Source organism: Pseudoalteromonas sp. Scap06 (assembly GCF_013394165.1).
Taxonomy (GTDB): Bacteria; Pseudomonadota; Gammaproteobacteria; order Enterobacterales; family Alteromonadaceae; genus Pseudoalteromonas.
In genome coordinates, this window is sequence record NZ_CP041331.1 from 275,290 (window position 1) to 299,618 (window position 24,329).

General features: G+C 41.1%; 21 protein-coding genes. 4 read left to right on the forward strand and 17 right to left on the reverse strand.

All coding sequences use genetic code 11. From position 1 onward, the window contains the following. Window positions 1-517: 517 nt before the first annotated feature. From FLM47_RS16695 to FLM47_RS16755, 13 genes are all read right to left on the reverse strand, one after another. The gene (locus FLM47_RS16695) at window positions 518-1,243 is read right to left on the reverse strand and encodes an ABC transporter substrate-binding protein (protein ID WP_256872146.1); all 726 of its coding nucleotides are present in this window, start codon (window positions 1,241-1,243) and stop codon (window positions 518-520) included. Between the two features lie 236 nt (window positions 1,244-1,479). Further along, the gene (locus FLM47_RS16700; protein WP_008467029.1) at window positions 1,480-1,689 is read right to left on the reverse strand and encodes a cold-shock protein; all 210 of its coding nucleotides are present in this window, start codon (window positions 1,687-1,689) and stop codon (window positions 1,480-1,482) included. Between the two features lie 261 nt (window positions 1,690-1,950). Then, window positions 1,951-2,664 (reverse strand): hypothetical protein, encoded by a 714-nt coding sequence (locus FLM47_RS16705; protein WP_010388689.1) that lies wholly within the window; start codon window positions 2,662-2,664, stop codon window positions 1,951-1,953. Further along, a complete protein-coding gene (locus FLM47_RS16710; RefSeq protein ID WP_178957022.1) occupies window positions 2,661-3,401 on the reverse strand; it encodes an iron transporter in 741 nt (246 codons plus the stop codon). Before FLM47_RS16710 ends, FLM47_RS16705 begins: the two co-directional genes overlap by 4 nt. Beyond that, window positions 3,388-3,741: a cupredoxin domain-containing protein gene (locus tag FLM47_RS16715; protein ID WP_178957023.1), complete on the reverse strand. Its 354-nt coding sequence runs from the start codon at window positions 3,739-3,741 to the stop codon at window positions 3,388-3,390. The genes FLM47_RS16710 and FLM47_RS16715 overlap by 14 nt, the downstream gene beginning before the upstream one ends. Next, window positions 3,734-5,035, reverse strand: coding sequence for an ATP-binding protein (locus FLM47_RS16720; protein WP_178957024.1), 1,302 nt, complete (start codon window positions 5,033-5,035; stop codon window positions 3,734-3,736). Before FLM47_RS16720 ends, FLM47_RS16715 begins: the two co-directional genes overlap by 8 nt. 62 nt (window positions 5,036-5,097) lie before the next feature. After that, window positions 5,098-5,757 carry a response regulator transcription factor gene (locus FLM47_RS16725; RefSeq protein WP_178957025.1) on the reverse strand — a complete coding sequence of 220 codons (660 nt, stop codon included), beginning with the start codon at window positions 5,755-5,757 and terminating at the stop codon, window positions 5,098-5,100. 11 nt (window positions 5,758-5,768) lie between these two features. Further along, window positions 5,769-6,416, reverse strand: coding sequence for a hypothetical protein (locus FLM47_RS16730; RefSeq protein WP_055011599.1), 648 nt, complete (start codon window positions 6,414-6,416; stop codon window positions 5,769-5,771). Between the two features lie 13 nt (window positions 6,417-6,429). After that, entirely contained in the window at window positions 6,430-7,200 is a 771-nt protein-coding gene (locus tag FLM47_RS16735; RefSeq protein ID WP_178957026.1) for an SDR family oxidoreductase, read from the reverse strand. Continuing rightward, the gene (locus FLM47_RS16740) at window positions 7,197-7,886 is read right to left on the reverse strand and encodes a TenA family transcriptional regulator (protein WP_178957027.1); all 690 of its coding nucleotides are present in this window, start codon (window positions 7,884-7,886) and stop codon (window positions 7,197-7,199) included. Before FLM47_RS16740 ends, FLM47_RS16735 begins: the two co-directional genes overlap by 4 nt. Beyond that, window positions 7,879-9,357 carry an AMP-binding protein gene (locus FLM47_RS16745; RefSeq protein WP_178957028.1) on the reverse strand — a complete coding sequence of 493 codons (1,479 nt, stop codon included), beginning with the start codon at window positions 9,355-9,357 and terminating at the stop codon, window positions 7,879-7,881. Before FLM47_RS16745 ends, FLM47_RS16740 begins: the two co-directional genes overlap by 8 nt. After that, window positions 9,354-10,007, reverse strand: a complete 654-nt coding sequence (locus FLM47_RS16750; RefSeq protein WP_016899999.1) for a thermostable hemolysin — start codon at window positions 10,005-10,007, stop codon at window positions 9,354-9,356. Before FLM47_RS16750 ends, FLM47_RS16745 begins: the two co-directional genes overlap by 4 nt. 79 nt (window positions 10,008-10,086) lie before the next feature. Next, window positions 10,087-11,604, reverse strand: coding sequence for a sensor domain-containing diguanylate cyclase (locus tag FLM47_RS16755; RefSeq protein WP_178957029.1), 1,518 nt, complete (start codon window positions 11,602-11,604; stop codon window positions 10,087-10,089). Between the two features lie 303 nt (window positions 11,605-11,907). On the opposite strand from FLM47_RS16755, the gene FLM47_RS16760 reads away from it, so the two are divergent. The 3 genes from FLM47_RS16760 (at window position 11,908) to FLM47_RS16770 (ending at window position 16,632) form a co-directional block, all read left to right on the forward strand. After that, complete coding sequence (locus tag FLM47_RS16760; RefSeq protein ID WP_178957030.1) at window positions 11,908-13,716, forward strand: glycoside hydrolase family 3 protein; 1,809 nt, start codon at window positions 11,908-11,910, stop codon at window positions 13,714-13,716. Between the two features lies 1 nt (window position 13,717). Continuing rightward, window positions 13,718-14,452 (forward strand): 5-oxoprolinase subunit PxpA, encoded by a 735-nt coding sequence (locus tag FLM47_RS16765; RefSeq protein ID WP_178957031.1) that lies wholly within the window; start codon window positions 13,718-13,720, stop codon window positions 14,450-14,452. Between the two features lie 161 nt (window positions 14,453-14,613). Next, on the forward strand, window positions 14,614-16,632 hold the full coding sequence (locus FLM47_RS16770; RefSeq protein ID WP_178957032.1) for a S9 family peptidase: 2,019 nt from the start codon (window positions 14,614-14,616) through the stop codon (window positions 16,630-16,632). Between the two features lie 1,027 nt (window positions 16,633-17,659). Here the strand turns inward: FLM47_RS16770 and FLM47_RS16775 are convergent. After that, window positions 17,660-19,261, reverse strand: a complete 1,602-nt coding sequence (locus tag FLM47_RS16775) for an isocitrate lyase (protein WP_008110760.1) — start codon at window positions 19,259-19,261, stop codon at window positions 17,660-17,662. A 238-nt stretch (window positions 19,262-19,499) separates the two neighbouring features. Here FLM47_RS16775 and FLM47_RS16780 point away from each other — a divergent pair, with 238 nt between their 5' ends. After that, window positions 19,500-21,692: a malate synthase G gene (locus FLM47_RS16780; protein WP_178957033.1), complete on the forward strand. Its 2,193-nt coding sequence runs from the start codon at window positions 19,500-19,502 to the stop codon at window positions 21,690-21,692. Window positions 21,693-21,797: 105 nt separating this feature from the next. Here FLM47_RS16780 and FLM47_RS16785 read toward each other — a convergent pair whose 3' ends face one another. The 3 genes from FLM47_RS16785 to FLM47_RS16795 form a co-directional block, all read right to left on the reverse strand. Beyond that, window positions 21,798-22,523 (reverse strand): YebC/PmpR family DNA-binding transcriptional regulator, encoded by a 726-nt coding sequence (locus FLM47_RS16785; RefSeq protein ID WP_010388706.1) that lies wholly within the window; start codon window positions 22,521-22,523, stop codon window positions 21,798-21,800. Between the two features lie 466 nt (window positions 22,524-22,989). Beyond that, on the reverse strand, window positions 22,990-23,607 hold the full coding sequence (locus FLM47_RS16790) for an HAD family hydrolase (protein ID WP_138606455.1): 618 nt from the start codon (window positions 23,605-23,607) through the stop codon (window positions 22,990-22,992). 226 nt (window positions 23,608-23,833) lie between these two features. Further along, on the reverse strand, window positions 23,834-24,328 hold the full coding sequence (locus FLM47_RS16795; RefSeq protein WP_138606453.1) for a DUF6702 family protein: 495 nt from the start codon (window positions 24,326-24,328) through the stop codon (window positions 23,834-23,836). Window position 24,329 lies beyond the last annotated feature (1 nt).

The window sequence follows — 24,329 nt, forward strand, 5'->3', positions numbered from 1 at the left end:
GCAAAACAATAGGATAGCGCTTTAAGGGGTTAAAGCACTATCTGACTTGAACGATACTTCACCAAGGGCCGCAAGGCCCTTTTATCGTTTTAGCACCTCTACTTTCTAAATCCTCAACAACTCGCCCCCCAAAATTATGCTTTGCTTAACCTTCATCCACGCACTCCTTAGCCATCATTGCACTTATACCAATCCGCAATAATACTTAATCATTTTGCGGGGCTAAACGTGTCGCTACCTGTGTTAAAAAATTCTCATTTAGAACAACTAAATAGCGAATTTTTTGCCTAGCTATCAACTCGTTTTTCCAGCCTCAAAATAGACCACTTAATTAAGCGAATTGGTATTACTAAAAAATATGAACAACTGTGTAACTGCAGAAGCATTTAATTGTCAGCCCTTTATAAAAGGCGCTTGAGAGTGCGAAGTTAACAAGGATGAATGGCTGTGAAGAGGTAATATAGGCATTATTAAGCGGGAACTTTTTGAGCTTTTCCGCGCTTGGCCGATCTAAGCTTTAATTTTTTACATAACGGTTAATGTAAGGTTCATAGCCAGACTCTGCTTTAAGTTGCTTTAGAGCTTGATTAAAACGTTCTACGATCACAGGTGAAGCAGCTGTATTAAAACCAATATAGTTGCCTTTAAGTTCATCTACATGAATTTGTTCGAGCTTCACTAAATCATCTCTAGAGTATCCAAATGGTTCAGTTTGATGGTCAATGGTAAAGTCAGATCCAATAATTAAATCGATGCGGTTTTTAAAAAACAGTCGCATAAACGAGTCAGTGTCGCTAAATAGCAATAAGTTTTTATCAGCTACAAACCCAAGTCGGCGCACCAGCATTTCATAAATATCGCCACGCACTATACCTAACGAATAGTTTTTAGCTTGGGTGATATCGTCCATCACAATATGTTCGCTGATTTTTAATTTATAAAAATAGGTTTGATTTGACACCAAGGGTCCAACCCATTGAAAAAGAGGTTCTCGCTCTTGCGTTTTTGCCAAAGAAATAATGGCTGACTGTGGGTTATTTTGCACTAAGTGGTAAGCGCGCTTCCAGGGTAGCATAATAAACTCGCACTTTAGTGCGGCACGGACACAGGCATCTTTTACTATGTCATGATTAATACCCGCCAATTGGCCAGCACTACTTTGAAAGTTATACGGAGGAAAACTTTCGGTATAAATAACCAGCTTAGGCTCAGCAGCCTGAATTTTTTGGCTAAATAACAGCACAAAAGCTAATAATATAAATTTATAGATACACACCCCCTGTGGTTTAAGTAATAACTTTAACCTAGAAAACTCGTAGAGACTATTAATTTATAACGCTGTTTGTAATGTTAAAATAGCAGATGACGTAAATAGCAATAAAATGACGGGAATATTAAAGCGGTGGTGGGATGTTCTTAAATTTTGGGCACAAAAAAAGCGCCTTAAGCGCTTTTTTTCATTTTACTTAAAAAGTAAAATTATAGAGCTGTGATGTTATCAGCTTGAGGACCTTTTTGACCTTGTGAAAGAGTGAACTCTACACGTTGGCCTTCAGCTAAAGTTTTGAAACCTTCGCTTTTGATTGCTGAGAAATGTGCGAAAACGTCTGGACCGTTTTCTTGCTCGATGAAACCAAAACCTTTAGACTCGTTGAACCACTTAACTGTACCTGATACGATGTTAGACATAGTATTATTCCTGATATAAAAAATTAAATTGTGCCCTAATGGGCGGTGTAGCAAAAAATGAGATGGTACTTAAAAACTTCAGGACGGTACTACAAGTATTACTTATACAACAACGAAATGGAGATTTATAAATTATCATGCTTTCTTTCTAGCTGCGGCCTACTATATAGAGTTACAGGGGTAAGTCAACCCTTTATGTGATTTAATTAATAAAATAACCTTCGTAACTCACTTTAAATGTTAAGCACTTGTTTAAGCAGCTTAAAATTCAAATTCTAACGCCATTCTAAAGCTATGATTCTTCTCTGACTGGCTGATTTCAGTAATAAAACCGGCTTCCCACTTTAATTGTTTTTGTCCATCAAAGCGATGCAAGCCTATAAAACCAGGGCCAATACCCACAAAGTCTTCACCAAGATACACCTCAACCGCGGGCTGAAAAGCAGACAAGTATCGGTAGCGATACTGCGCTCTAAACTCGCTTTCCCATTCGTTTTCTATATCTTGCCCCCATTCGTATACTAAAAAAGCATTCATGGTGAGGCTTGCACGACCAAACTCTTTTTCAATTACAAAACCAGAGGTTGCTTCGTATGCGTCGGCGTCATGCTGTTTTTCAAATTCAAATAACGCGCCCCAATCAGCCCATAGCCTGCCCTGCTCTATTAACTGCCATCTAAGCTCTAACTCATACGCTTGCAAGCCAAAGTCACCGTTATCATCGCGCTCACCCACGATGTAGCCTTCCAATGCCATGGTGTCGTTTATTGCGCCGCCTAAGCCAACGCGCTGCGCTAAAATATTACCACTATCAGTTTGATGCGACACAAGCCGCCATTCTAGCTCGCGCTCAAACGGCAACACATACGGATGATAAACTTTATCTACTACTATGCCATCAGCATAAGCCAGCTTAGGTATTAATAAACAAAAACCAATTAATACAGTGGCTGCAAATAGGTTTATTGCTTTCATGATTTTTCCTTAGTGATTGATTTAGGAATAAAATAACAAACAGATAAAAATAACACGCTGCTCAACGCATAGCTTAAAACACTGGTTAAATTAGGCGTAGCCTCATAACCAATCAGAGCTCGCAATACTCTCCCAAACTCTGAGTTTTCGGTTAAAATGGCACGTAAATCCCATACGGTTACCGTTGTTGCTATCAAATCAATTTGGCTCGCCAAATCAAGCGCCACAACTAGTTTTGCCGCACTATTTAATGCTAACAATACCAATAAAGGGGTAAGTCCAAAGCGCTGTTTGATTGCACTCAATAAAAAATACAACAACACGCTAAAGCTGCTGCATATTCCCAAACCTAAAAAAGTGCCAATAAATAAACTTTGTGCCGCTTCGTTGTTTTGCCAAAAGCCAATCAGGTAAATAATGTAGTGACTTAAATAAAGTGTCATTACGCTGATAATCGCAATCATAAAAGCAGCTGTTGCCTGTTTAATGGCGTAGTACAGTGCACTAATAAAAATTAAAATACACAAACCAATTTGGGCATATTCTAAACCCTGATAGTCAAACAAGGGGCTCATTAACGGCGCACTTTTTACAAACAAAAATGAAAGCCCGATCCCTAAAATAAGCCCTCCCAGCAATTTCATTAAACTTTGCTTGGCTACAACTTGGAGTAAAATAAGTAAAATGGCCACCGGCAGTAACTGGTTTAGACTCATCACTAGGCTAGTAATTAGCATTAGAGCGCTCCTTTTCAGTCACTATGACAGCACCACGCGCCGTATTGGGCGAGAACTCGCCAAAAAATTCATAACGCCCAGGGATTAACGGCCCGATATAAATAACGCTTTTGCGCTTAGGGTAAAGTACTTTCTCTCGATTGAGATCGAAACTGTCGAACTCTTCAGGCGTACTATCTTGATTTTCGATTAACAAGCGTACCTTTTTATTGGCCGGTACGACGATTTCTGCGGGGTAAAACAAATGATCTTTAAGTACAATAAGGTAGTCTTTACTGGCGGCGTTAAATGATAAAAATACACAACAATATAAGTAAGGCCTAATAAGTCGTTTAATCACATTTAGCTCCTGCAAAAACTACCTGTACTTTTAAGCCACCCAAATCACTATCCGTTAAGTGAATTTCAGCGCGATAAATAGCAATAATATGCTGCACTATTGCCATGCCTAAACCCGCACCTTGTTCACCCGAAGGGTGTTGGTCACCGCCAACACGATAAAAACGGTTAAATATCAGTTGTTTTTGATCGTCCGTCATACCTGGGCCACTGTCTTCTATTTGCCAAATACGCTGCTTGTGCATCTGCTTTAGCGTTATTTTTATTTGTCCATTGGCTGGTGCGTACTTTATGGCATTGCTAAGTAGGTTTGAAATCAACGTCACTAAGGTAAATTCATCACCGTTAATGATAAAGTCATCTCCCTCAAGACTAATAGTGTGGTTTTTAGCCTCTATTTTTTCATACAACTGGCTAACACCTTCTTGCGTGATCGCTAATAATGACTGCTCCTTAAACTGTTTTTGCCACTGCTCTGGCTGAGTACGCCCTAGTATTAGCATTTGCTCTACTATATTGGACAGTCGATTAATACCTTGAGTCATGGCTTGTAATTCTTGGTTATCGCCTTGTTGAGCAGCCAAATTATGCACATTAATTTTTAAACTGCTCAGGGGAGTACGTAATTCATGTGCCGCATCAGAGGCAAAAAAACGCTCTCGTAAATAGGCGGTTTCTACGCGTTTAAATAAATCGTTTAAGCGGCTGATCACCGGTTTTATCTCTTCATCAGTCACCTGCCAATTGATCGCAGTGAAATCATTTGCTTGGCGCAGAGCTAACTGTTTTGATAAACGGGTTAATGGTGCCAGTGCATATTTAACAAAAAAGCTAATAAATAGCGCAAGCAAAGGAACCGCCCAAAGCATAGGCAACATGGCTGATAAAATCACCGCCTCGGCTAGTTCAAACCGCTTAGCAATCGGCTCGGCAACAACCACGGTGCGTAAAGAAGTGACAAAAACGAATACCCGCATTCGCTGCCCTGCAATATTAAGCGTTTGAAAACCCGCTTGATACTGGCTCAAATCAAGATTTAATTCGTCAGAGCCACTAAGGAGCTCACCAGCTTGCCAAATTTGATACAGTAATTGGGCGCTTTCTTGCATTTTTGGCGCCATGGCGTTTATAGATAAAGGCTGTTGCATCAACACTCCAGCGACTACTTTTAGCTCACTATCAAGTAGTTGCTCACCATGGCTCATACTTTTTTGGTAGCCTTTGACTAAAGCTAAAAAGCACGTTAACACCATCATTGATAGTAAAATAAGAGTTAAACGCTTACGAATTGACATAAAGTATGGTTACCTTTGTAAATTCAAGTTTGTGCAATCTAGGGGCGTTTTAATCACGTGAACTATCTCTTTCCCACGACATAACCAATACCACGGAGAGTTTTAATAAAATCGCTGGGGAATTTTTTTCGTAGGTGATGAATATGCACTTCAATGGTGTTAGAGCCAACCTCTTCACCCCATTGGTACAGTTTGTTTTCTAACTGCTGTTTAGATTGCACGCGACCTTGGTTTTCCAATAGTGCCTTTAGCAGCATGTATTCTTTTCGTGGCAGAGAAAGCAGCTCATTGCTGAGTGTGACACTATGCGCTGACGTGTCCATGGTCACTTCACCACAGTGTAATAAACTTGACTGAGTTTGATTTACTCGTCGGCTCGCTACGCGCAAACGAGCAAATAATTCGGCTGGTTCAAATGGCTTAGCTAAATAATCATCAGCGCCCATATCAAGCCCTTGCACCTTGTCATCTATGCTACTTCGTGCAGTTAGTATAACCACCGGAATCACTTTTTTTTGCGCTTTTATGTGCTTTAGAATTTGTGAACCATCACCATCGGGTAAACCTAGGTCAAGTATAACCAACTCTATTTCACCACTGCCTAAGCATTGCAATGCATGCTTAACCGTTGCGCTATGCTCTACACTGTAGCCTTCTTGGCGCAATGAGCGGCAAAGCCCTTGCGCCACAAGATGATCATCTTCAACTAATAATAAATGCATTGTTTATTTTGTTATCTCTTTAGTTTTTTATCTACTTTAGCTAATAAAGAGCTAATTGCTTGTTGACGATATTTATCAGCTTTAGCACGAGTATCACGAATACCTGCTGCTTGCGCAACTAACAAATGGGCTTTAGCTTGCTCATATTCACGTTCGTCATATAAAAACTCACCATACAAGTAGTTAGTATCAATGCCTTTTTTGTTAAAAGCGAGCGCTTGCTTAAAAAACTTGTCGGCGGTGTCATCATCACCAAAACCAATAGGCCACCCCGGTACTTTACTGTATAAGGTTGCTAGGCTGGCATACGCTGAGCCACCTAAAGCACTGTCGTCTATTTTAAGGGCTTGCTCTAATGACGCTTTTGCATCTTTAGCATAGCCCAGCGCCCCTAACCCACCCTTTGCGCCAGCAAAACTGGCCAGTACAATGCCGTTCCACGTATAGCTATTTGCTGAATCAGGGTAGCTTTCAATAAATTGAGCACTTTGCTCACTTAGTTGAGTAAAGGCTTTGATTTGTGCATCATCTTTAAGCTCATAATTAGCGACCGCCCACTGCTGTTGAATAGCGAGTAAATCGCTTTGTTCGTCTGCAAATACCGGCGATGAAAACACACTAACAATGCTTAAATAAGCTACTAAAGTAAATTTTTTCATAATAAATCCTCTATTAACCTAAAAACTGTTTTATTTTAGGGAGCTGTTTAGCAATTGCGTTATCCACAATACGTGGAAAAACGCCATTGATACGTGCAAAAAGTTTCTCAGGAAAACCAATAAATCGTCTGGTTTTATTTGAGTTTAATAACGCAACTAACTCATCAGCTACCAACTGCGGGGAGTCCATTTGATTACCAAGCGCCTTATTCATTGCTCGTATTTGTGCATCATTAATATCTGTATCGGTTGCTCTTGGTGCTAAATAACTAACTTTAACGGGTGTGTCTGAAAGCTCTCGTGATAGCGCTTCGCTAAAACCACGTAAACCGAACTTACTAGCACAGTAAAGTGTTTGATACGGGTAACCTATGCTGCCAAATGACGACCCAACATTAACTATGGAGCCTTTATTCGCATGCAATTGCGCTAAAAACAGCTGACATAATTTCATAGGGACGGCTAAGTTAGTGCTCAGTAGATTATCAATTTGCTCACTACTCGATGCACTTAAGCTTTGCATTACATTAATGCCTGCATTGTTTATGAGTAACTTAGCGCCCCCTAATTTTTTGGCTTTAATGGCGAGTGCCAACATGTTTTCGGCAATCGTTAAGTCCCCCACAAAAACTATACTACCGGGACATTGACTACTTAGCGTATTGAGGGCATCACTATTTCGCCCCACCAAGAGTAGTTGCCAACCTTGGCCGTGTAGTGTTTTGGCAATGGCTTGACCAATTCCACCTGTCGCACCAGTTAATACACATAAGCCGGTATTCATGCGTGTTGCTCTTGTGCTGATGCTTTAAAAAACGGCTCGTCGTCTAAAGCGCGAAAGATATCGCCGTACAAACGGTAAAAACATTTTGCGCCATGTAAGATAGCCTGCTGATCCGCCTCGTCTGTAATTTGATTCATTAAGTTTTCAAAAAACTTAACATGCTCTATATCAAGCGCGCCGTGAGAGGTTAAATAGCTAAACGCTTTTTTAGGAAGTCCTACTGCATTTGCTATGTTTGATGCGGCTCCATCAGCAAGCGCAATTGAGGTCCCCTCTAATACGTGCACCATGCCAAAAAAGCTAAGCGGATTTTTACGTGCAATACTATCGTAGGCATACGACACCATCATTTCAGTGGCGAATTGTGGCTGACTATAGCGCACACTTTCTTTATCAAACCCACAGGCTGCAATATCGTTTAGCACCCACTCTTGATGACCAATTTCTTCTTCAATATATTCAGCTACAGCTTCTCGTAACCATTCTTGCTCGTCAGACAAACGTGCGCCAAGTGACATCATTAAAGGAACGGTGTGTTTTACATGATGATAAGCCTGCGCTAAAAACGAGGCATACTCTTCAAGTGATGCTTGTCCGTTAAATACACGCTGTATAATTGGCGCAGCTAATAAGTACTCACGCTCGTTTTGAGTTTGTGCTTTTAATGTATTAAAAAAATCACTCATGGATCACTTCTCCAAGTCGGTAAAATTGTTCAAAAATAGGGCTGTAGTGCTGGCTAATTGCCGCTCGTTTAGGGCGATTATTAGCGGTTAATAATCCTTGCTGCTCGCTTAAAGGTTGGGCCAAACGATGCCACTTTTTAATCTGTGCGTAGTCAGGAAGTTGCTGGTTTACTGTTTTTAAATGTGCTTTTAATTGCTCATCACTAAACTTGGGAGCCGCATAAATAAGCGCGCTTAAAAATGGCTGGCTTTCACCAAACACCACCGCTTGCTGTATCGCACTTTGGCTTAAAATTAATGATTCAGGCCATTCGGCGCTAACATTACGCCCCATACTGGTGATGATCAGATTTTTTACTCGCCCTTTTATGTACAGCTTATTATTACGCTTAGATACTAAGTCGCCAGTGGCGTACCAGGTATTTGGGTTATGCGGCGCTTGATTTAAATACCCTAAAAATAACGCTCCTTTAATAAATAACTCACCATTTTCAACTTTCGTTTCAACGTGCCCTAGCACTTCACCAGCACTCTTTAAATCATCATTTTTGGGCGTATTTAAACTTACAACGGATGCCGCCTCTGATAATCCATACCCCTGATAAACAGGTAAATTAAGATCTCTGGCGGTGGCAATTAAAGTATCACTCACGAGCGCTCCGCCAACTGCAATAAACTGTAATGACTTTGGCGGCTGCCAACCTTGTTTTGCAAACGCAATTAAACACGTTAATAACTCAGGCACTAAAATAAGGGTGTTAGGTTTTACACTATCGATTGCGCTAATGAGTTTGTTAGGGTTTTTTAACCCTGAGCCAACAAAACCTAATTCGTTTAATGGCATTAAATGTACACAACCGCCACTTAACAAAGGCGCATAAATACCTGCAATATTTTCAAGCAATACAGGTAGTGGCAGTAAACATAAGTGAGTTGGTTTACTTATATTTATTTGCTCACATAATGACTGAGCCACCTGCATCTGGCTTTGTGTTGATAAGCACACCCCTTTTGGCTCGCCAGTAGAACCGGAAGTAAATGTGATTTTTTGAGTGCCCTCAAAGTAATTAATCGGTTCATTAAGCTTGAGCTGATAAATATACAAGGTGTAATGTTCAAACAAAGTAATAGACAATGTATGGGCCCCCAAAGAAAGCCTTGGCATATCACTTATAAACAGCTGTGCGCCACACTGTGCCAGTACATATTGCGTTTGTTGTTGACTAAAAAAATGGGCAATTGGTATTGCTACTTTATTAGCAACATTTGTCGCAGCATCGAGCACCAACCAAGCGGGAGTATTATCAAGTTGAAATGCAATTGCGTTAGCATCTGAGTTTGCAAAAATTTCCGCTACTTTATTAATTTCTTGAAGCACTTCAGTACCTGTTAACTGCTGTGTTTGATTCGCAAAATGCGCGACAACCACTGACTGAGTAGCTAAGTCATTCAAGCTATTTAACATGCTCATACCGCCTCCAGCGCATTGATTAATGCCGTAATGCCATGTGTATTTTGTTGTTTAATATCAAGTAGCATTGGCGTATTAAGTACTTGTAGATGTGCTTGCTCTAAATTAACAATGCATACGGTAGGCTGGTTCGCGTAGTAACTTCCCCAGCTTTTTGGTTGCTCAACAACACTGCTGTTAGCCAATGCAATTTCATTACACGTTACCCCTAATAAACGCAATAAAGCGCGTACATGTTTGGTGGCACAAAAAACCAAATTAGTAGCACCAATAGCTCTTAAAGCTTCATTAACAATAATAAAATGCGATAACGTGGCTTTTCTGTGTGTTGAATAGAGATTACCTAACTCAAACACTTTACTGCGCTGTGTGCCCATTGGTAAAAACTGCTCAATGGGCGCTGCTAAATATTGTTCAATAAATAAAGGAGAAGTGGCGTTTCTAAGCCCTAAAGTGCAATGCCCTTGCTGAGTTTTATACTGACAGAGTAATGGCATAAATGAAGTTAGGCTGGCATTATACGCAGCTAAAAAGCCTTGTTTTACTGTATCTTCAAGGCGCTGACGGTGTTCATCACATTCTCTGGCGCTCACAAACTGTGTGAACGACTGAAAAAGTGTTGATGATGACTGTTGTTGAGCTAGTTGCATAAAAGCATCGCCTGTATTAAATCTATAGGTAGAATTTAATAGGCGAAACTTAAATAAAACTTAAGGTAAGTTAATTTTTTTAAAAATTGGCTATCACGGTTTTATTACGGCCCGTTTCCTTCGCGTGATAGAGCGCTTTGTCAGCGCATTTATATACTTGATCGATATCATCGCTATGCTGTGGCCAAGTAGCGATACCAATAGATACATTTATATAGCCTACTTTTGCCATTGATGTGGTGGCTACTTGGTTACGTAAACGCTCAGCGATAACAAACGCACTATCATTATTTTCGTTAGGTAATACCAGTAAAAACTCTTCTCCACCAGTGCGTGACACAATATCATGCTTGCGCGATAACGATTGTATAATACGAGTAAGGGTTTTTAGTACTTCATCACCCGTATCATGGCCAAATGTATCATTAACCTGTTTAAAGAAGTCGATATCAATTTCAAGCACTGCAAACGGGATCTGCTTATCCATCAAATTTTCAAGCAATATGTTTAAACCCCGCCGGTTATGCGCGCCGGTTAGCGGATCGGTAAGTGCATCTTGACGTAATTGTCCCATTTGCGATTGCAAAACATGAATCCCTTCTAACATCGCGTGTTTAAGCTGGTTACTTTCGAAGTACCAAGACTTAATACTTTTAAGATGATCTACGTTTTTCTTATCGGTCGATAAATTAGCGCTATCGGCTAACAGTCTTAATGGCTTAGCAATATAGTGAGCTAGCATAGCAATTAATAAAAAAGTAATGATTACTATGGGCAACATTCGCTTAAGCACCTGCCCTTGAAAAGTATCAAGCGTAGCAAGGGTTGCCGCTTCACTTCGCTGGGCAACAATCCCCCAATTAGCAAGTCCTACGTGGGAAAACCCGGCCAGCATAGCCACTCCTTGGCTATTTATAACTCGAGTGAATCCATCTTCACCTTGCAAAACTCGCTCTATAACTGGGTTATTAAATACTTGCTTGCCAATGCGCTTAGAATCAGGGTGATAAAGTAAGGTTTTATTATCAGCGACCACATAAAAGTACGCCCCGCCATCGTAACTATGTTGTTTTAACAAAGCATTTAAAATACTCTGCTGCTCTAAATAGAAGCTACCGCCAATATAACCATAATAATTCCCTGCCAGATCAAACAGAGGATAGGAGACAACAATAATTAAATTATTAGCCAGCGAAATATAAGGCAGACTAACCTGCGGCTGCTGCGATTTAAGAGCCTGTTTAGAATGGACTGAATTAACCGTTTTATTAATAATATTTAAAGACACAGGTGAGGCTGCTTTAACAACACCTTGCATGTTAATTGCCACCGAATTAAAGCTATGCGTCTGATTTAAAAGCCGGTCGGTTTCAGCTTGGAGTAACTCAGTGTTGGTAATATCTTCAGCAATAATACTGGCTGAAAACTCAAGTTGCTGCATTGCTGCTGTTAAAAAGTGCTCAGTTGCTGAGGCTAACTTACTGGCAAATACATGATTACTTTGCAGGGTATCTTCTATTACCCGTTCTTTTTGGACTTGATAACTAATATATAAACCACTAAACAAAATAGCAGCTGCAGCGGGCATAGCTAACAAAAGAATTAATTGCCTAAGTTTAAAAGTAAATGGTAATCGAAAACGCAACTTAATATCATCCTAAGCAAATAAAAACGACTGCTATGCACTGCATACATCATTAATATAATACATAAATAGAACTAAGTGACCTAATTTTTGTTATTTTAAGGATAATTAAATCATACGATTTATATTTGCTGGGTTTTGCAGTTAAGCTCAATAATAGTTAAGCTGCATGCACTTTATTTTTATTTAGCCTTGAGGTGTGTGTTGCTAAATAAGTACTTGTTATCGTCTTCTCTTTTTTTAATCGGATGTTTCATGCCAATAAAATCTTCTTTTGCCGATTCTGCGCTGTCACTTAAGCAGCAACTAGGGCAAAAGCTTATGCTCGATTTACGCTATTTTTGTCAGCAAGGCAGTAGCCAACGCTGCAGAACGCCATTAACTGAATTGCCCGATGAATTAGCAAAAGCAATTAGCCGTTATGATATTGGCGGGGTGATTTTATTTTCTGAAAACACCCAAAACATAGAACAAATTATTAACCTTAATCAGCAGCTACAACAAGCTGCATCTAAATCTAAGTCAGGCCTACCACTGTTTATTTCTATTGACCAAGAAGGCGGACGCGTAGCTCGTTTACCTCGCGATGTGGCCACCTCATTTACCGGTAATATGTCAATTGGCGCAACTTACCCTGAGCACGGTACGTATTTCGCAACCCAAACGGCAAATATACTGGCCACTGAACTCTCAGTGCTTGGCATTAATGTAAATTATGCGCCAACGGTTGATGTAAATATGAACCCTGACAATCCAGTTATTAATGTACGCTCTTTTAGTGAAAGCCCTGATGAAGTTGCGGCAATGGGTGCAGCACAAGTTATTGAGTTTGAAAAAAACGGTATAATTAGCGCTATAAAACACTTTCCAGGACATGGCGATACCAATGTAGATAGCCATACAGGCTTACCTAAAGTGATGCATTCAAAAGAAGTCATTTACGCTCAAGATTTAGCGCCGTTTAAACAGATTATTGAGCAGCATAGTCCTGGGATGATAATGACCGCGCATATTCAATACCCTGAGCTTGATAGCAGTACATTAACCAATGTAGACGGTAAGCAAATGATTAAACCCGCGACCATGTCGCGTAAAATCATGACCGATATCCTTCGCGATGAACTGAACTATCAAGGCGTAGTGGTAACCGATGCACTGGATATGGCTGGTATTAGCCATTTTTTCAGCCCTACACAAGCAGTTGTAAACACTTTTGCAGCTGGAGTTGATATTGCGCTAATGCCAATAGAAATTAGAACGCCTGAGGATATAAATAAACTCGATGCGCTCATTGACTCTTTAGTCAGTGCTGTTAAAACAGAGCAACTAGACGCAGACGAAATTGCCCATTCGACGCAGCGAATTACCTCACTTAAACATCAATTTAAATTAAACGCTTTACCTAACCCCATTAATGCATTGGCAAATGCCAAACACATTATTGGTAATAAAGCACATCGTGAATTAGAAGCATCTCTGGCATTAGCGGCAATTACCCAAATAAGAAATAACAATAATACCTTGCCGCTTAAACTTAGCGCTGATAAGCATATTCATATTATTATGCCTGACACCCGCAAGTGCATGGCAATGCAACAAGCAATTAGTGCGTTAAGTTCACAACCACTCAGTTTTAGTTGCAGCAGCTTACAGGGCTTTGATCCAGGTGAAGCGCAGCGCAACATAAACCAAGCAAGTATTGTTATTGCTGGCAATGCAACGCCGAACCAAAGTGCAGTGGAAATTGGCGGTATGGATGACTTAGCCGATAACCCAAACTTTGCCTTAAATAACGCAGAGCAACCTAAAGCGCTTGAGTCATTACTAAAAATGGCTAAACAACACACTCCCACGGTATTTATTAGTTTACGTGCACCGTATGACATTGCGCAATTTGCTCTCTATGCTGATGCAGTGCTTGCTTCCTATGCTTATAATATTGATGTGGATAAAAACGAGCTGGTGTCTGGGCCTGCCTTTACTGCACTGGCGAAAGTATTATTAGGCCAAGCTCCAGCCAAAGGCCAATTACCGGTAACAATTAAACAATCGAAGAGCCATTAATATGAAACTTAATTGTGATTTAAGCGAGAGCTTTGGCGCATGGCAAATGGGCCTTGATAACGATGTTATGCCCCATATTGATATGGCAAATATTGCTTGTGGCTTTCATGCAGGTGATTCGAGTGTAATCGCGCATACCCTGAAGCTGGCTAAACAACATAATGTTATGATTGGCGCTCACCCAAGCTACCCCGATAAACAAGGATTTGGTAGGCGTTCAATGAGCATGAGCGTGGCTGAGCTCACTCAATGTTTGCACTATCAAATAGCCGCCCTTGATGGCATGGCAAAAGTACAAGGGTTAACCCTTAGCTATGTAAAACCCCATGGTGCGTTATATAACGACATGATGACAAACCAGCAACTACTCACCACTGTTATGGGTGCAGTTGCCAGTTACCCTGCAAACTTAAAGTTAATGATACTCGCCACAGCCGATGCCAAGCTACATCAAACAATGGCTCGCCACCTTGGGCTCACACTGATATTAGAAGCGTTCGCAGACAGGCAGTACACTGACCAAGGGCACTTAGTATCACGAAATATAGCCGGCAGTGTGCATAACAAAGACGCATTATTAGCTCAGGTTAAGCAGCTTTTAGCCAGTAACAGTGTGACTACTCAATCTGGAAAATCGTTGAAACTGGTTGCTGACAGCATTTGTGTGCATGGCGATAATCCCCAAGGCATTGCAATTATTGAAGAGATAAAAGCGCTTTGTTCAACCAATAACTAAAGCCGTACACAGATTAAGCTGTAAACCCCCTTTACAGCTTTTGCTTTCTTTTACCACCTGCATTCATTGGTAGTTTTAAATGCGAGCTTCGTCGCATCTGACTATAAATTATCCCTCCACTACCCTATAAATAGATTAGTGATTTAAAACAGGGATAAACAATGAAAACGCTTTTAGCTATGAGCCTTATACTAGGTAGCAGCCACTTGGCCGTTGCCAATACCGATACATTGCAACTTCAAGATATATTCAACTTAGAATATGCCAACCAAATAGATATTACTGACGACGGTAAAACAGTATATTTCGTTCGTAACCGCATGGATATTAAAACCGATCGCAAAGTCGGTAATATTTGGTCTGTTGATTACAACACTGAACAACTACAGCCCTTAACATCAGGTGTATTTATGGACTACTCGCCTGTGTTGTCACCCGATGGACAGCGCCTTGCGTTTATCTCTAACAGAGATGGCAGTAATCAAATATACATGAAGTGGCTTAAAACGGGTGCTGTGGCAAAAATTAGTAATCTTACTAATGCACCTCGCTCAATCACCTGGTCACCTAATTCTAAACAACTGGTGTTTAGTATGTTTGTTCCTGAAATAAGCTCACCACCTGTCAGTTTACCAGGTAAACCTAAAGGCGCTAGCTGGGCAGACCCTGCTAAATTTATTGACGATGTTTACTACCGTGCAGATGGCAGAGGCTATAGTCAAAAAGGATTTAATCAGCTATTTACTCTTAATGCGAATGGCGGCAATGCACAACAACTCACTAACGATAACTTTGATTATAATGGCGGTGTAAGCTTTAGTAAAAACGGCGAATTACTTTATTTCTCAGCCAATAGACACGCTGAAAATGCACTCAAGCCAACCAATAGTGAAGTGTACCAGCTTAATTTAAACACGTTAGAGATCATCGCACTGACCGACCGTAATGGACCAGATCAACAACCTCAGGTCTCACCTAACGGTCAGTACCTTGCTTATACTGGCTACGATGACAAGCGCACTAACTATGAAAATACTCAGCTTTATATTCGTGATTTAAAAACCGGTGATACCCAAAGTCTGACTAGCGATTTCGATCGCAGCGTTGGCCAAATACAATGGAGCGCAAATTCAAAAGGCCTCTATTTTAGCTATGCCGATGAAGGCCAAACCGCACTCGCTTATCAACCTCGAAGTGGTAAACGTAAGGTGATTACCGAACAAATAGGTAGCGTAGCGTTTGGCCGCCCTTATTCTGGTGGTGATTTTGATATTAGTGAAAATGGTGACATTGCGTTTACACTGGCTGATACCCAGCGCCCTGCTGATGTAGCTACAATAAAGAGAGGTACAGTAAAGCGTTTAACCGATTTAAACTCAGATGCACTACAAACTAAACAGCTCGCCAAGGTTGAAGAGTTATGGTTAAAATCAAGCCATGATGAGTTGCCAATACAAGGCTGGGTTGCTTACCCGCCGGGTTTTGATAAATCAAAAAAATACCCACTGGTGCTTGAAATTCACGGTGGCCCTGTTGCTAACTATGGCCCTCACTTTAGTGCCGAAGTACAACTATTTGCCGCTAAAGGAAATGTCGTTTTATACATGAACCCGCGAGGCAGTGACTCGTACGGTAAAGAGTTTGCACAAACCATTCACCATAATTATCCAAGCAATGATTACGATGATTTAATGACAGGTGTTGACGCGCTAATTGATAAAGGTTTTATTGATGAGTCTAAGCTGTTCGTTACCGGTGGCTCCGGCGGTGGTGTATTAACCGCATGGATTGTAGGCCATACAGATCGCTTTGCTGCAGCTGTTGTTGCTAAGCCTGTGATTAATTGGATCAGCTTTGTACTAACTGCCGACTTCTATCCATTTTTTGCCGATTATTGGTTTCCGGGCAAACCTTGGGACCATATTGAGCATTACATGAAGCGCTCACCAATCAGTTATGTTGGCAATGTTAAAACCCCAACCATGTTACTGACTGGTGAAGCAGACTACCGTACGCCAATTTCAGAAACAGAGCAGTTTTATCAAGCCTTAAAATTACAAGGGGTTGATACCGCGATGGTCCGCATTCCAAACGCTTCACATGGTATAACTGCCCGTCCATCAAATTTAATGACCAAAGTGGCTTACATTCAATGGTGGTTTGATAAGCATTCGAAGTAAAACGTAGAGTTATGAGTGACGAGCTATATAAGCTCGTTGCTCGAAGCTCACAGCTCACAGCTCACAGCTCACAGCCTCACAAGTGTAAACCCCCTTTACAGCAATAATGTGAGTAATCCCTTACATACTTAAGCTAAATATCGGACTTAGCTTCAAATTGAGTTGGTAAAAATTCGGTTTATACTAACTCAGCTCCTCTGAGTTAGTAAAAATTCGGTTTGAGTCACTGTTTATAAGCCCTCAGTTAGTAAAAAAATGTTTTATAAGCAGCAACAGTTAGTAAAAAATCGGTTTATTACCTTTCAAACCCCGGTTAAAAATCTTTAAATTAAGCGTTTAAGTGACCAAATTAAGGATTAGAAAGGCAAATCGACCCTTTATAATGAAGATAATGGCTGTTTTAACCTGGTTAGTTAAAACCTGATCTGCTTTTTGAACTAGCTAGTTAAATCGTGATCTGCTTTTAGTAGCTTAGGGTCTGTTGACCTTTGCGGATTAAAATTCGTTCAAACTAGGGGCGGTTTAATCGCGGCGCGAGGTTTGTAACCTAGTGGGCTAAGTAAAAACCGAGCAAAGCTTCCGCGTCCTGCTCACGCCCCTTACCTACATCCATGTAGGCAACAAAGAGTAAATCGCCCCTAGGCAGAACCCTTTGGGCAACGCCTGTTTGGCATTGATGCTGCGTTATCGCCTATTTATGGGGAATAACCACACCACATAGGCTCTGCCTTGCCTAACTACCAAACAGACTGCTGCAAATTTAACCTTGAAAGGTCAACAGACCCTAGTTAAACTCTGATCTATATGTGGTAAAAAGCGGGTAATTTATTGTGCTTACCCGTGTTAAAGCGAAATCAACATAAAGCCCTCACAGCCGAGCATAAACATCCTTTAAATTTATTTACACTTTTAACCTGCATTGCATCCCTGAATGACTAGCTAGTAAAATACTGATCTATTAAATTTTGCTTTTATGCAGGCATAAAAAAAGGGCCTTGCGGCCCTTAAGTAACAATATCTAGTAGAATTAGAATTGGTTCATGGTGTTAGCTTCACCACCGGCTTTAAGTGCATTCTCACCAGAGAAGTACTCTTTGTGCGTATCGCCAATGTTAGAGCCTGCAAGGTCTTGGTGCTTAACTGACGCTTGCTCACGACGGATTTCTTGACGTTGTACGTCACGTACATAAGCCAGCATACCTAAGTCACCGAAGTAACCTTCAGATAGAATATCTGTGCTTAGTGCCGCTGTATGGTACGTTGGCAATGTGATTAGATGATGGAAAATACCTGCTTCACGTGCGCCATCGCGTTGGAAGTTTTGTACTAATAAGTCAGCGGCTGCTGCAAGCTCTGTTGCATCCATTTCTGGAGCCATAAGCGCTTTGTTGTCATCAATACTTGGGTAAGCGCTAAGGTCACGACCTGCTTCTTGCCACTCTTGGTATACTTGCTCACGGAACTTAAGCGTCCAGTTGAACGACGGTGAGTTGTTGTATACTAATTTAGCATCTGGAACTTGTTCTTTAACGCGATTTACCAGCTCTGCAATTTGTTTTACGTGTGGTTTTTCTGTTTCAATCCACAGTAAATCAGCGCCTGACTGTAAGCTAGTTACACAATCTAGTACTACGCGGTCTTTCTCAGTGCCTTCGCGGAACTGGTATAAACCGTTATCTAGGCGTGTAGGCTTACAAAGTTGGCCATTAAGCTTCATTGCCGTTTCGCCTTCATTTAAATCTTCAACGCTGTTTACCGGTGTTGTTTCTAAAAATGCATTGTATTGGCTTGCCAAGTCACCTGGTTTTTGTGAAACCGGTACTTTTTGCGTTAGGCTTGCTCCTAGAGAATCGGTACGCGCAACGATAATACCGTTATCAATACCTAGCTCTAAGAACGCGTAACGTACTGCGTTAATTTTAGCTAAAAAGTCTTCATGAGGAACGGTAACTTTACCAGCTTGGTGACCACATTGCTTGGCATCTGATACTTGGTTTTCGATTTGGATAGCACAAGCACCGGCTTCAATCATCTTTTTAGCAAGTAGGTAAGTCGCTTCTTCGTTACCAAAACCTGCGTCAATATCAGCAATGATTGGCACAACATGCGTTTCAAAGTTATCAATTTTATTAAGCACTGCTTGAACGTCGCCGCCGTTTGCTTTTGCATCGTCTAGCTCGTTAAATAAATGGTCAAGTTCACGTGCATCAGCTTGCTTTAAAAAGGTGTAGATTTCTTCGATAAGTGCAGGTACTGATGTTTTCTCGTGCATACTTTGGTCTGGAAGTGGGCCAAACTCAGAGCGAAGCGCTGCAACCATCCAACCACTTAGGTATACGTAACTGCGTTTAGTTGTTTTTTGGTGACGCTTAATAGCCATCATCATTTGTTGCGCAGTAAAACCATGCCAACAACCTAAAGACTGTGTGTACTGGCTTGTGTCTTTGTCGTATGCAGCCATGTCTTCACGCATAATGTCAGCAGTAAATTGTGCAATATCAACACCAGAGCGAAAACGATTTTGTAAACGCATGCGAGTTGCGTATTCAGGATTAATAGTTTTCCATGCACTGCCTTGTGATTGGCATAGTGTTGCTAGTGTATCTGTTTCGCCTTGATATGTTGTCATAATAAAGTCCTTCGAACGGGTATTAATATTTATTGTTGAGAGAGTGACTACATTGCGTTAGCTCTGTAGCGCTTAATTAAACATTAGGCTTATTTTTTAGATTTAGTAAATTTATAGTTGTTATTACGGCTATACATATAGTGAATGGCCAAAAAGCACTCAAAGCGACTTTTTTGCGATATGGTAAGTGTACGCACATAAAAAGTGCACTCTGTCGGACCGTTTAAGGATTTTAATTATGAGCCACACTCTCACCCACTCTGGACTCAGCGTTGATAAGCAACTAGCTGAATTTGTTAAAATACAACTATTACCTGGTACCCATCTAGACGAACACCAGTTTTGGAAAAGCTTTGCTCATATAGTGCAAACACTTACTCCGCTGAACAAGTCGCTACTTGCTAAACGTGAACAATTACAAAAGCAGATTGATGACTACCATGTTGCTAATAAAAACGGTGATCAAGCCCAGTACCAAGTGTTTTTAAAAGACATTGGTTATTTAGTTGATGAACCTGAAAACTTTAATATTGAAACTCAGAATGTAGAGCCAGAAATAGCATTGACTGCAGGGCCACAGTTAGTGGTACCGGTTAGTAATGCCCGTTTTGCTTTAAATGCTGCTAATGCACGTTGGGGTTCACTTTACGATGCACTATACGGCACAGACGTACTCAGTGAAGAAGATGGTGCAGAGAAAGGGACTCAATACAACCCAGTGCGCGGCTTTAAAGTAATGGCTTACGCCAGACAGTTTTTAGATAAAGCGCTACCGCTTGAAAATGGCTCGCACATCGAAAGCACTAACTATTCAATTGTGGATGGCGCACTTGCTATTACATTACGCGACAGCTCACACACTACACTTAAAAACCCTGAACAACTCGTTGGCTATCAAGGTGAGGCACAAAATCCAAGTGTTATTTTACTTAAAAACAATGGATTACATGTTGAGCTGCAAATAGATCATCACCACCCTATTGGCCAAGCTGATAAAGCAGGGCTAAAAGATGTGGTACTTGAAGCGGCGCTGACCACCATTATGGACTGTGAAGACTCAGTTGCCGCAGTTGATGCCGAAGATAAAGTGCAAGTGTACAAAAACTGGTTGGGCCTAATGCAGAGCAACTTGGTTGAAACGTTTAGAAAAGGCGACAAAATGGTCGACCGTACGTTACAAGCCGATCGCCAATATACAGGCCTTGATGGCCAAAAACTGACCCTAAAAGGGCGCAGTATGATGTTTGTGCGTAACGTTGGGCATTTAATGACAAACCCTGCTATTACCGATGTAAGTGGTAATGATGTGTTTGAAGGCATCATGGATGCCATGTTCACCGCAACAGCCGCACTGCACGATTTAAACACTAAAAATGCCATTCAAAACTCAACCGCGCAAAGTATTAATATTGTAAAGCCAAAAATGCATGGCCCTGATGAAGTAGCATTTGCTAACACTTTATTTGGCATGGTTGAAGAGGCGCTGAGCTTGCCTAAAAACACCCTGAAAATGGGTATTATGGACGAGGAGCGTCGTACATCTGCTAACTTAAAAGCCTGTATTCATGCTGCTAAAGAGCGTGTTGTATTTATTAACACCGGCTTTTTAGACCGCACCGGTGATGAAATACACACCTCTATGCAAGCGGGTGTGGTACTGCCTAAAGCGGCTATTAAAGCACAGCCTTGGATCAGCGCTTATGAAGATCGTAACGTTGATATTGGCCTAGCTTGTGGCTTAAGCCATAAAGCGCAAATTGGTAAAGGTATGTGGGCAATGCCCGATAAAATGGCGATGATGATGGAGCAAAAAATAGCGCATCCTCAATCAGGTGCTAATACGGCTTGGGTGCCCTCCCCTACCGCCGCCACATTACACGCAATGCATTACCATGATGTGGATGTATTTAGCCTGCAGCAAAGCATTGCCACGCGCCAAATAGCAAGCCTAGAAAGCTTATTAACACCCCCGCTAATGGCAAACCCAGAAACGCTGTCAAAAGAAGATATTCAAAGTGAGCTTGAAAATAACGCGCAAGGTATTTTAGGTTACGTTGTACGTTGGATTGACCAAGGAATAGGCTGTTCTAAAGTGCCTGACATTAACCATATTGGCTTAATGGAAGATAGAGCGACCTTACGTATTTCAAGCCAGCATATCGCCAACTGGCTGCATCATGGCGTGTGCAGTAAAGAGCAAGTACAAAAAGTGATGGCAAAAATGGCTAAGGTTGTTGATGGCCAAAATGAACATGACAGCCTTTACACCCCCATGGCTACTAATGAGCAAACATTAGCTAACAGCATTGCCTACCAAGCGGCTTCGGCACTAGTATTTGAAGGTGTTAGCCAACCTAGCGGTTACACTGAGCCACTACTGCATAGCTACCGCTTAAAATATAAAGCACAGCACCATAACCAAGCTGAATAGCTGACATTTATTTAACACTAAAAAGCGCGTTTTGCCTACACAAAACGCGCTTTTTGTTTTATTAAGCGGCAAAATAGCTAAAATTCGCCTAGTTAAAACTACGAATTAGTTTTTAATGGTCGCGTTGTGATAAACATTTTGTACGTCATCGCAATCTTCAAGCATATTGATAAATTTATCAAAGTTGGCAATCACTTCTTCATCTGTAATTTCAACATGTACTTGTGGAACGAAGGTAATTTCATCAACTTCAAAGTTAATGCCTTCAAATGCTTCTTCTAATGCCGTTTTAGCTTTAAAGTACTCAGTATGCGGTGCAAACACCGACACCTTGCCATCTTCGGCTTCTACATCAGTCACATCAACGTCAGCCATCATCAGCGCTTCTAACACGACTTCATCGTCGTCGCCTGCAAACCCTAAAACAGCTAGGTGATCAAACATATGAGCAACACAACCAGGTGTGCCTATTTTCGAATCTGTTTTAGTAAACGGTAAGCGCACATCTTTAATTGTACGATTAGGGTTGTCAGTTAAACAATCAACAATCACCATACAATTACCTGGGCCGTAGCCTTCGTACCGTGCAGTTGAGTAATCTTCCCCTGCCCCACCGGCTGCTTTTTCTATTGCTTTTTCGATTACGTGCGCGGGAACTTGGTCTTTTTTGGCTTTTTCAATTAAGCGGCGCAATGTTTGATTTACATCGGGGTCGGGTTCACCACTTTTGGCTGCAACGTAAATTTCTTTACCGTACTTCGAATTTACTTTAGTTTTCGCGTTGGCTGTTTTAGCCATCGAACTTTTGCGGACTTCAAATGCTCTGCCCATCTTGTGCCTCTATTGAATACGTTCTGTTTTTGATATTTTACCAATTCAAAGCGTATTGGGCTAGTGGTTCAACATGCTATGCTGTGCAAAAGCAGTTGAGTATTAATTTAAATAATACCCGTTATGCTATTAGCGAAATCAAATAAAGCGCAATTTAACATAATTAGGGTCTGTTAACCTTTGCGGATTGCTATTTGTTCAAACTAGGGGCTATTTAATCGCGGCGCAAGGTTTGTAACCTAATGGACTAAGTCAAAACCGAGCAAAGCTTCCGCGTCCTGCTCACGCCCCTTACCTACATCCATGTAGGCAACAAAGAGTAAATCGCCCCTAGGCAGAACCCGAAGGGCAGCGCCTGTTTGGCATTGCTGCTGCGTTATCGCCTATTTATGGGGAGTAACCACACCACATAGGCTCTGCCTTGCCTAAATACCAAACAGACCGCTGCAAATTCAACCTTTAAAGGTCAACAGACCCCAATCTTTTCAGCGTAACTTTCAACTAACGACACTAATTCATCAAACCCATGAATAACAAAGTCGGCTTGCTCAGCATACGCGGGGGTTAAATCGGGGGCATATAAACAGGCTCGCATTTTTGCATTATGGGCCGCTTGTATGTCATATAAATAATCACCAACGTAAATAACATTATCAACTGGCATTGCCCATTGGCTTGCAATCGTTAGTAAGGCACTTGGATCGGGTTTAGCAGGAGCGTCGGTTCGGGTGAGTACCGTTTCGATTGGCAACGGATTATGCTGAAGTTTCAATGAAGCCGCTTTATCAAAATTACGCGTCACAATAGCCATGGGGATATTCTTTGCTTGCAGAGCATTGACAGCTTCAACAACACCAGGTAAAAAACTCGCGTTTTGTGCGTCAAGTAGCTCATGCTGATGCACTATATTCATTGCTTCTTCACGCATGTAGGGCGAGGGTAATTGTTCTATATACTCGAGTAGGTCTTGATCTGCTGGGCAACCTACTTGGGCTTTAATTAATGAAAAGTTTAATTCTGATGATACTAAGGTTCCGTCTAAATCAAAAATAACACCTTTGATTGCCTCAATTTGCGTTTTCATTTCATTCCTTGTGCTAACTAGTTTGCGGATTTGCTTTACATTAAAAATGTATATCAATTGACAATTACAAAAAACTTAATCCATTACGCTCTCAGTATAGCTCATTTGATACACATTAGTTCGGTTTGTATGATTCTGTTATGTTGGTTTTACGATGAAGTAAGTTAACGCGATCAGCTAACCTAACAGTATAAAAATGCGCACCTAAGAAAAGGTGCGCAGTGGGTTAGTTAGTTTCAAATCGTGCTTCAAGCCATGTATCGTCTTGACTAAAGTTTAACGTTTTTACTTTTCCTCGCCCCTCAACATTTACCATATTGACTTGCGCAGGCCATAAATCGCGCAGTGCGCCATTACTCATTCTAATGCCTTCAATCTCATCGGGGATCGTCGCTTCTTGGTATACCCAAAAGAACTTACCATCCACTTGTGCACCTACATAATTAAGCGTAAGTGGTTCACCCTCTAAGGTTTGCAAAGCAACATGAGACTCAACATATTTAGCAAAGCGTTTTTGGTCACGCTTGTTATCAATAATATCCACCTTGCCTTTAAATAAACTGCCAACAGCATGCTCTGTGTCATGTAAGTAAAAACGATGCATCAATTCAATATTGTGCGTGCGCTGATTAAATAACATCGTTGTAACAGATGATTTTAATTGATGCGCCATACTCGGCGCAGCAATTAAAAAGCAAACAATAATAAGCAAAAAGCGCATT

What these genes read in the sequence shown, in the direction of transcription:
- FLM47_RS16745 (WP_178957028.1), bottom strand. Translation starts at nt 9,357, where the DNA reads ATGAGCATGTTAAATAGCTTGAATGACTTAGCTACTCAGTCAGTGGTT.
- FLM47_RS16770 (WP_178957032.1), top strand. Translation starts at nt 14,614, where the DNA reads ATGAAAACGCTTTTAGCTATGAGCCTTATACTAGGTAGCAGCCACTTG.
- FLM47_RS16760 (WP_178957030.1), top strand. Translation starts at nt 11,908, where the DNA reads ATGCCAATAAAATCTTCTTTTGCCGATTCTGCGCTGTCACTTAAGCAG.
- FLM47_RS16730 (WP_055011599.1), bottom strand. Translation starts at nt 6,416, where the DNA reads ATGAAAAAATTTACTTTAGTAGCTTATTTAAGCATTGTTAGTGTGTTT.
- FLM47_RS16765 (WP_178957031.1), top strand. Translation starts at nt 13,718, where the DNA reads ATGAAACTTAATTGTGATTTAAGCGAGAGCTTTGGCGCATGGCAAATG.
- FLM47_RS16710 (WP_178957022.1), bottom strand. Translation starts at nt 3,401, where the DNA reads ATGCTAATTACTAGCCTAGTGATGAGTCTAAACCAGTTACTGCCGGTG.
- FLM47_RS16775 (WP_008110760.1), bottom strand. Translation starts at nt 19,261, where the DNA reads ATGACAACATATCAAGGCGAAACAGATACACTAGCAACACTATGCCAA.
- FLM47_RS16725 (WP_178957025.1), bottom strand. Translation starts at nt 5,757, where the DNA reads ATGCATTTATTATTAGTTGAAGATGATCATCTTGTGGCGCAAGGGCTT.
- FLM47_RS16700 (WP_008467029.1), bottom strand. Translation starts at nt 1,689, where the DNA reads ATGTCTAACATCGTATCAGGTACAGTTAAGTGGTTCAACGAGTCTAAA.
- FLM47_RS16795 (WP_138606453.1), bottom strand. Translation starts at nt 24,328, where the DNA reads ATGCGCTTTTTGCTTATTATTGTTTGCTTTTTAATTGCTGCGCCGAGT.
- FLM47_RS16720 (WP_178957024.1), bottom strand. Translation starts at nt 5,035, where the DNA reads ATGTCAATTCGTAAGCGTTTAACTCTTATTTTACTATCAATGATGGTG.
- FLM47_RS16735 (WP_178957026.1), bottom strand. Translation starts at nt 7,200, where the DNA reads ATGAATACCGGCTTATGTGTATTAACTGGTGCGACAGGTGGAATTGGT.
- FLM47_RS16750 (WP_016899999.1), bottom strand. Translation starts at nt 10,007, where the DNA reads ATGCAACTAGCTCAACAACAGTCATCATCAACACTTTTTCAGTCGTTC.
- FLM47_RS16705 (WP_010388689.1), bottom strand. Translation starts at nt 2,664, where the DNA reads ATGAAAGCAATAAACCTATTTGCAGCCACTGTATTAATTGGTTTTTGT.
- FLM47_RS16785 (WP_010388706.1), bottom strand. Translation starts at nt 22,523, where the DNA reads ATGGGCAGAGCATTTGAAGTCCGCAAAAGTTCGATGGCTAAAACAGCC.
- FLM47_RS16790 (WP_138606455.1), bottom strand. Translation starts at nt 23,607, where the DNA reads ATGAAAACGCAAATTGAGGCAATCAAAGGTGTTATTTTTGATTTAGAC.
- FLM47_RS16780 (WP_178957033.1), top strand. Translation starts at nt 19,500, where the DNA reads ATGAGCCACACTCTCACCCACTCTGGACTCAGCGTTGATAAGCAACTA.
- FLM47_RS16740 (WP_178957027.1), bottom strand. Translation starts at nt 7,886, where the DNA reads ATGAGTGATTTTTTTAATACATTAAAAGCACAAACTCAAAACGAGCGT.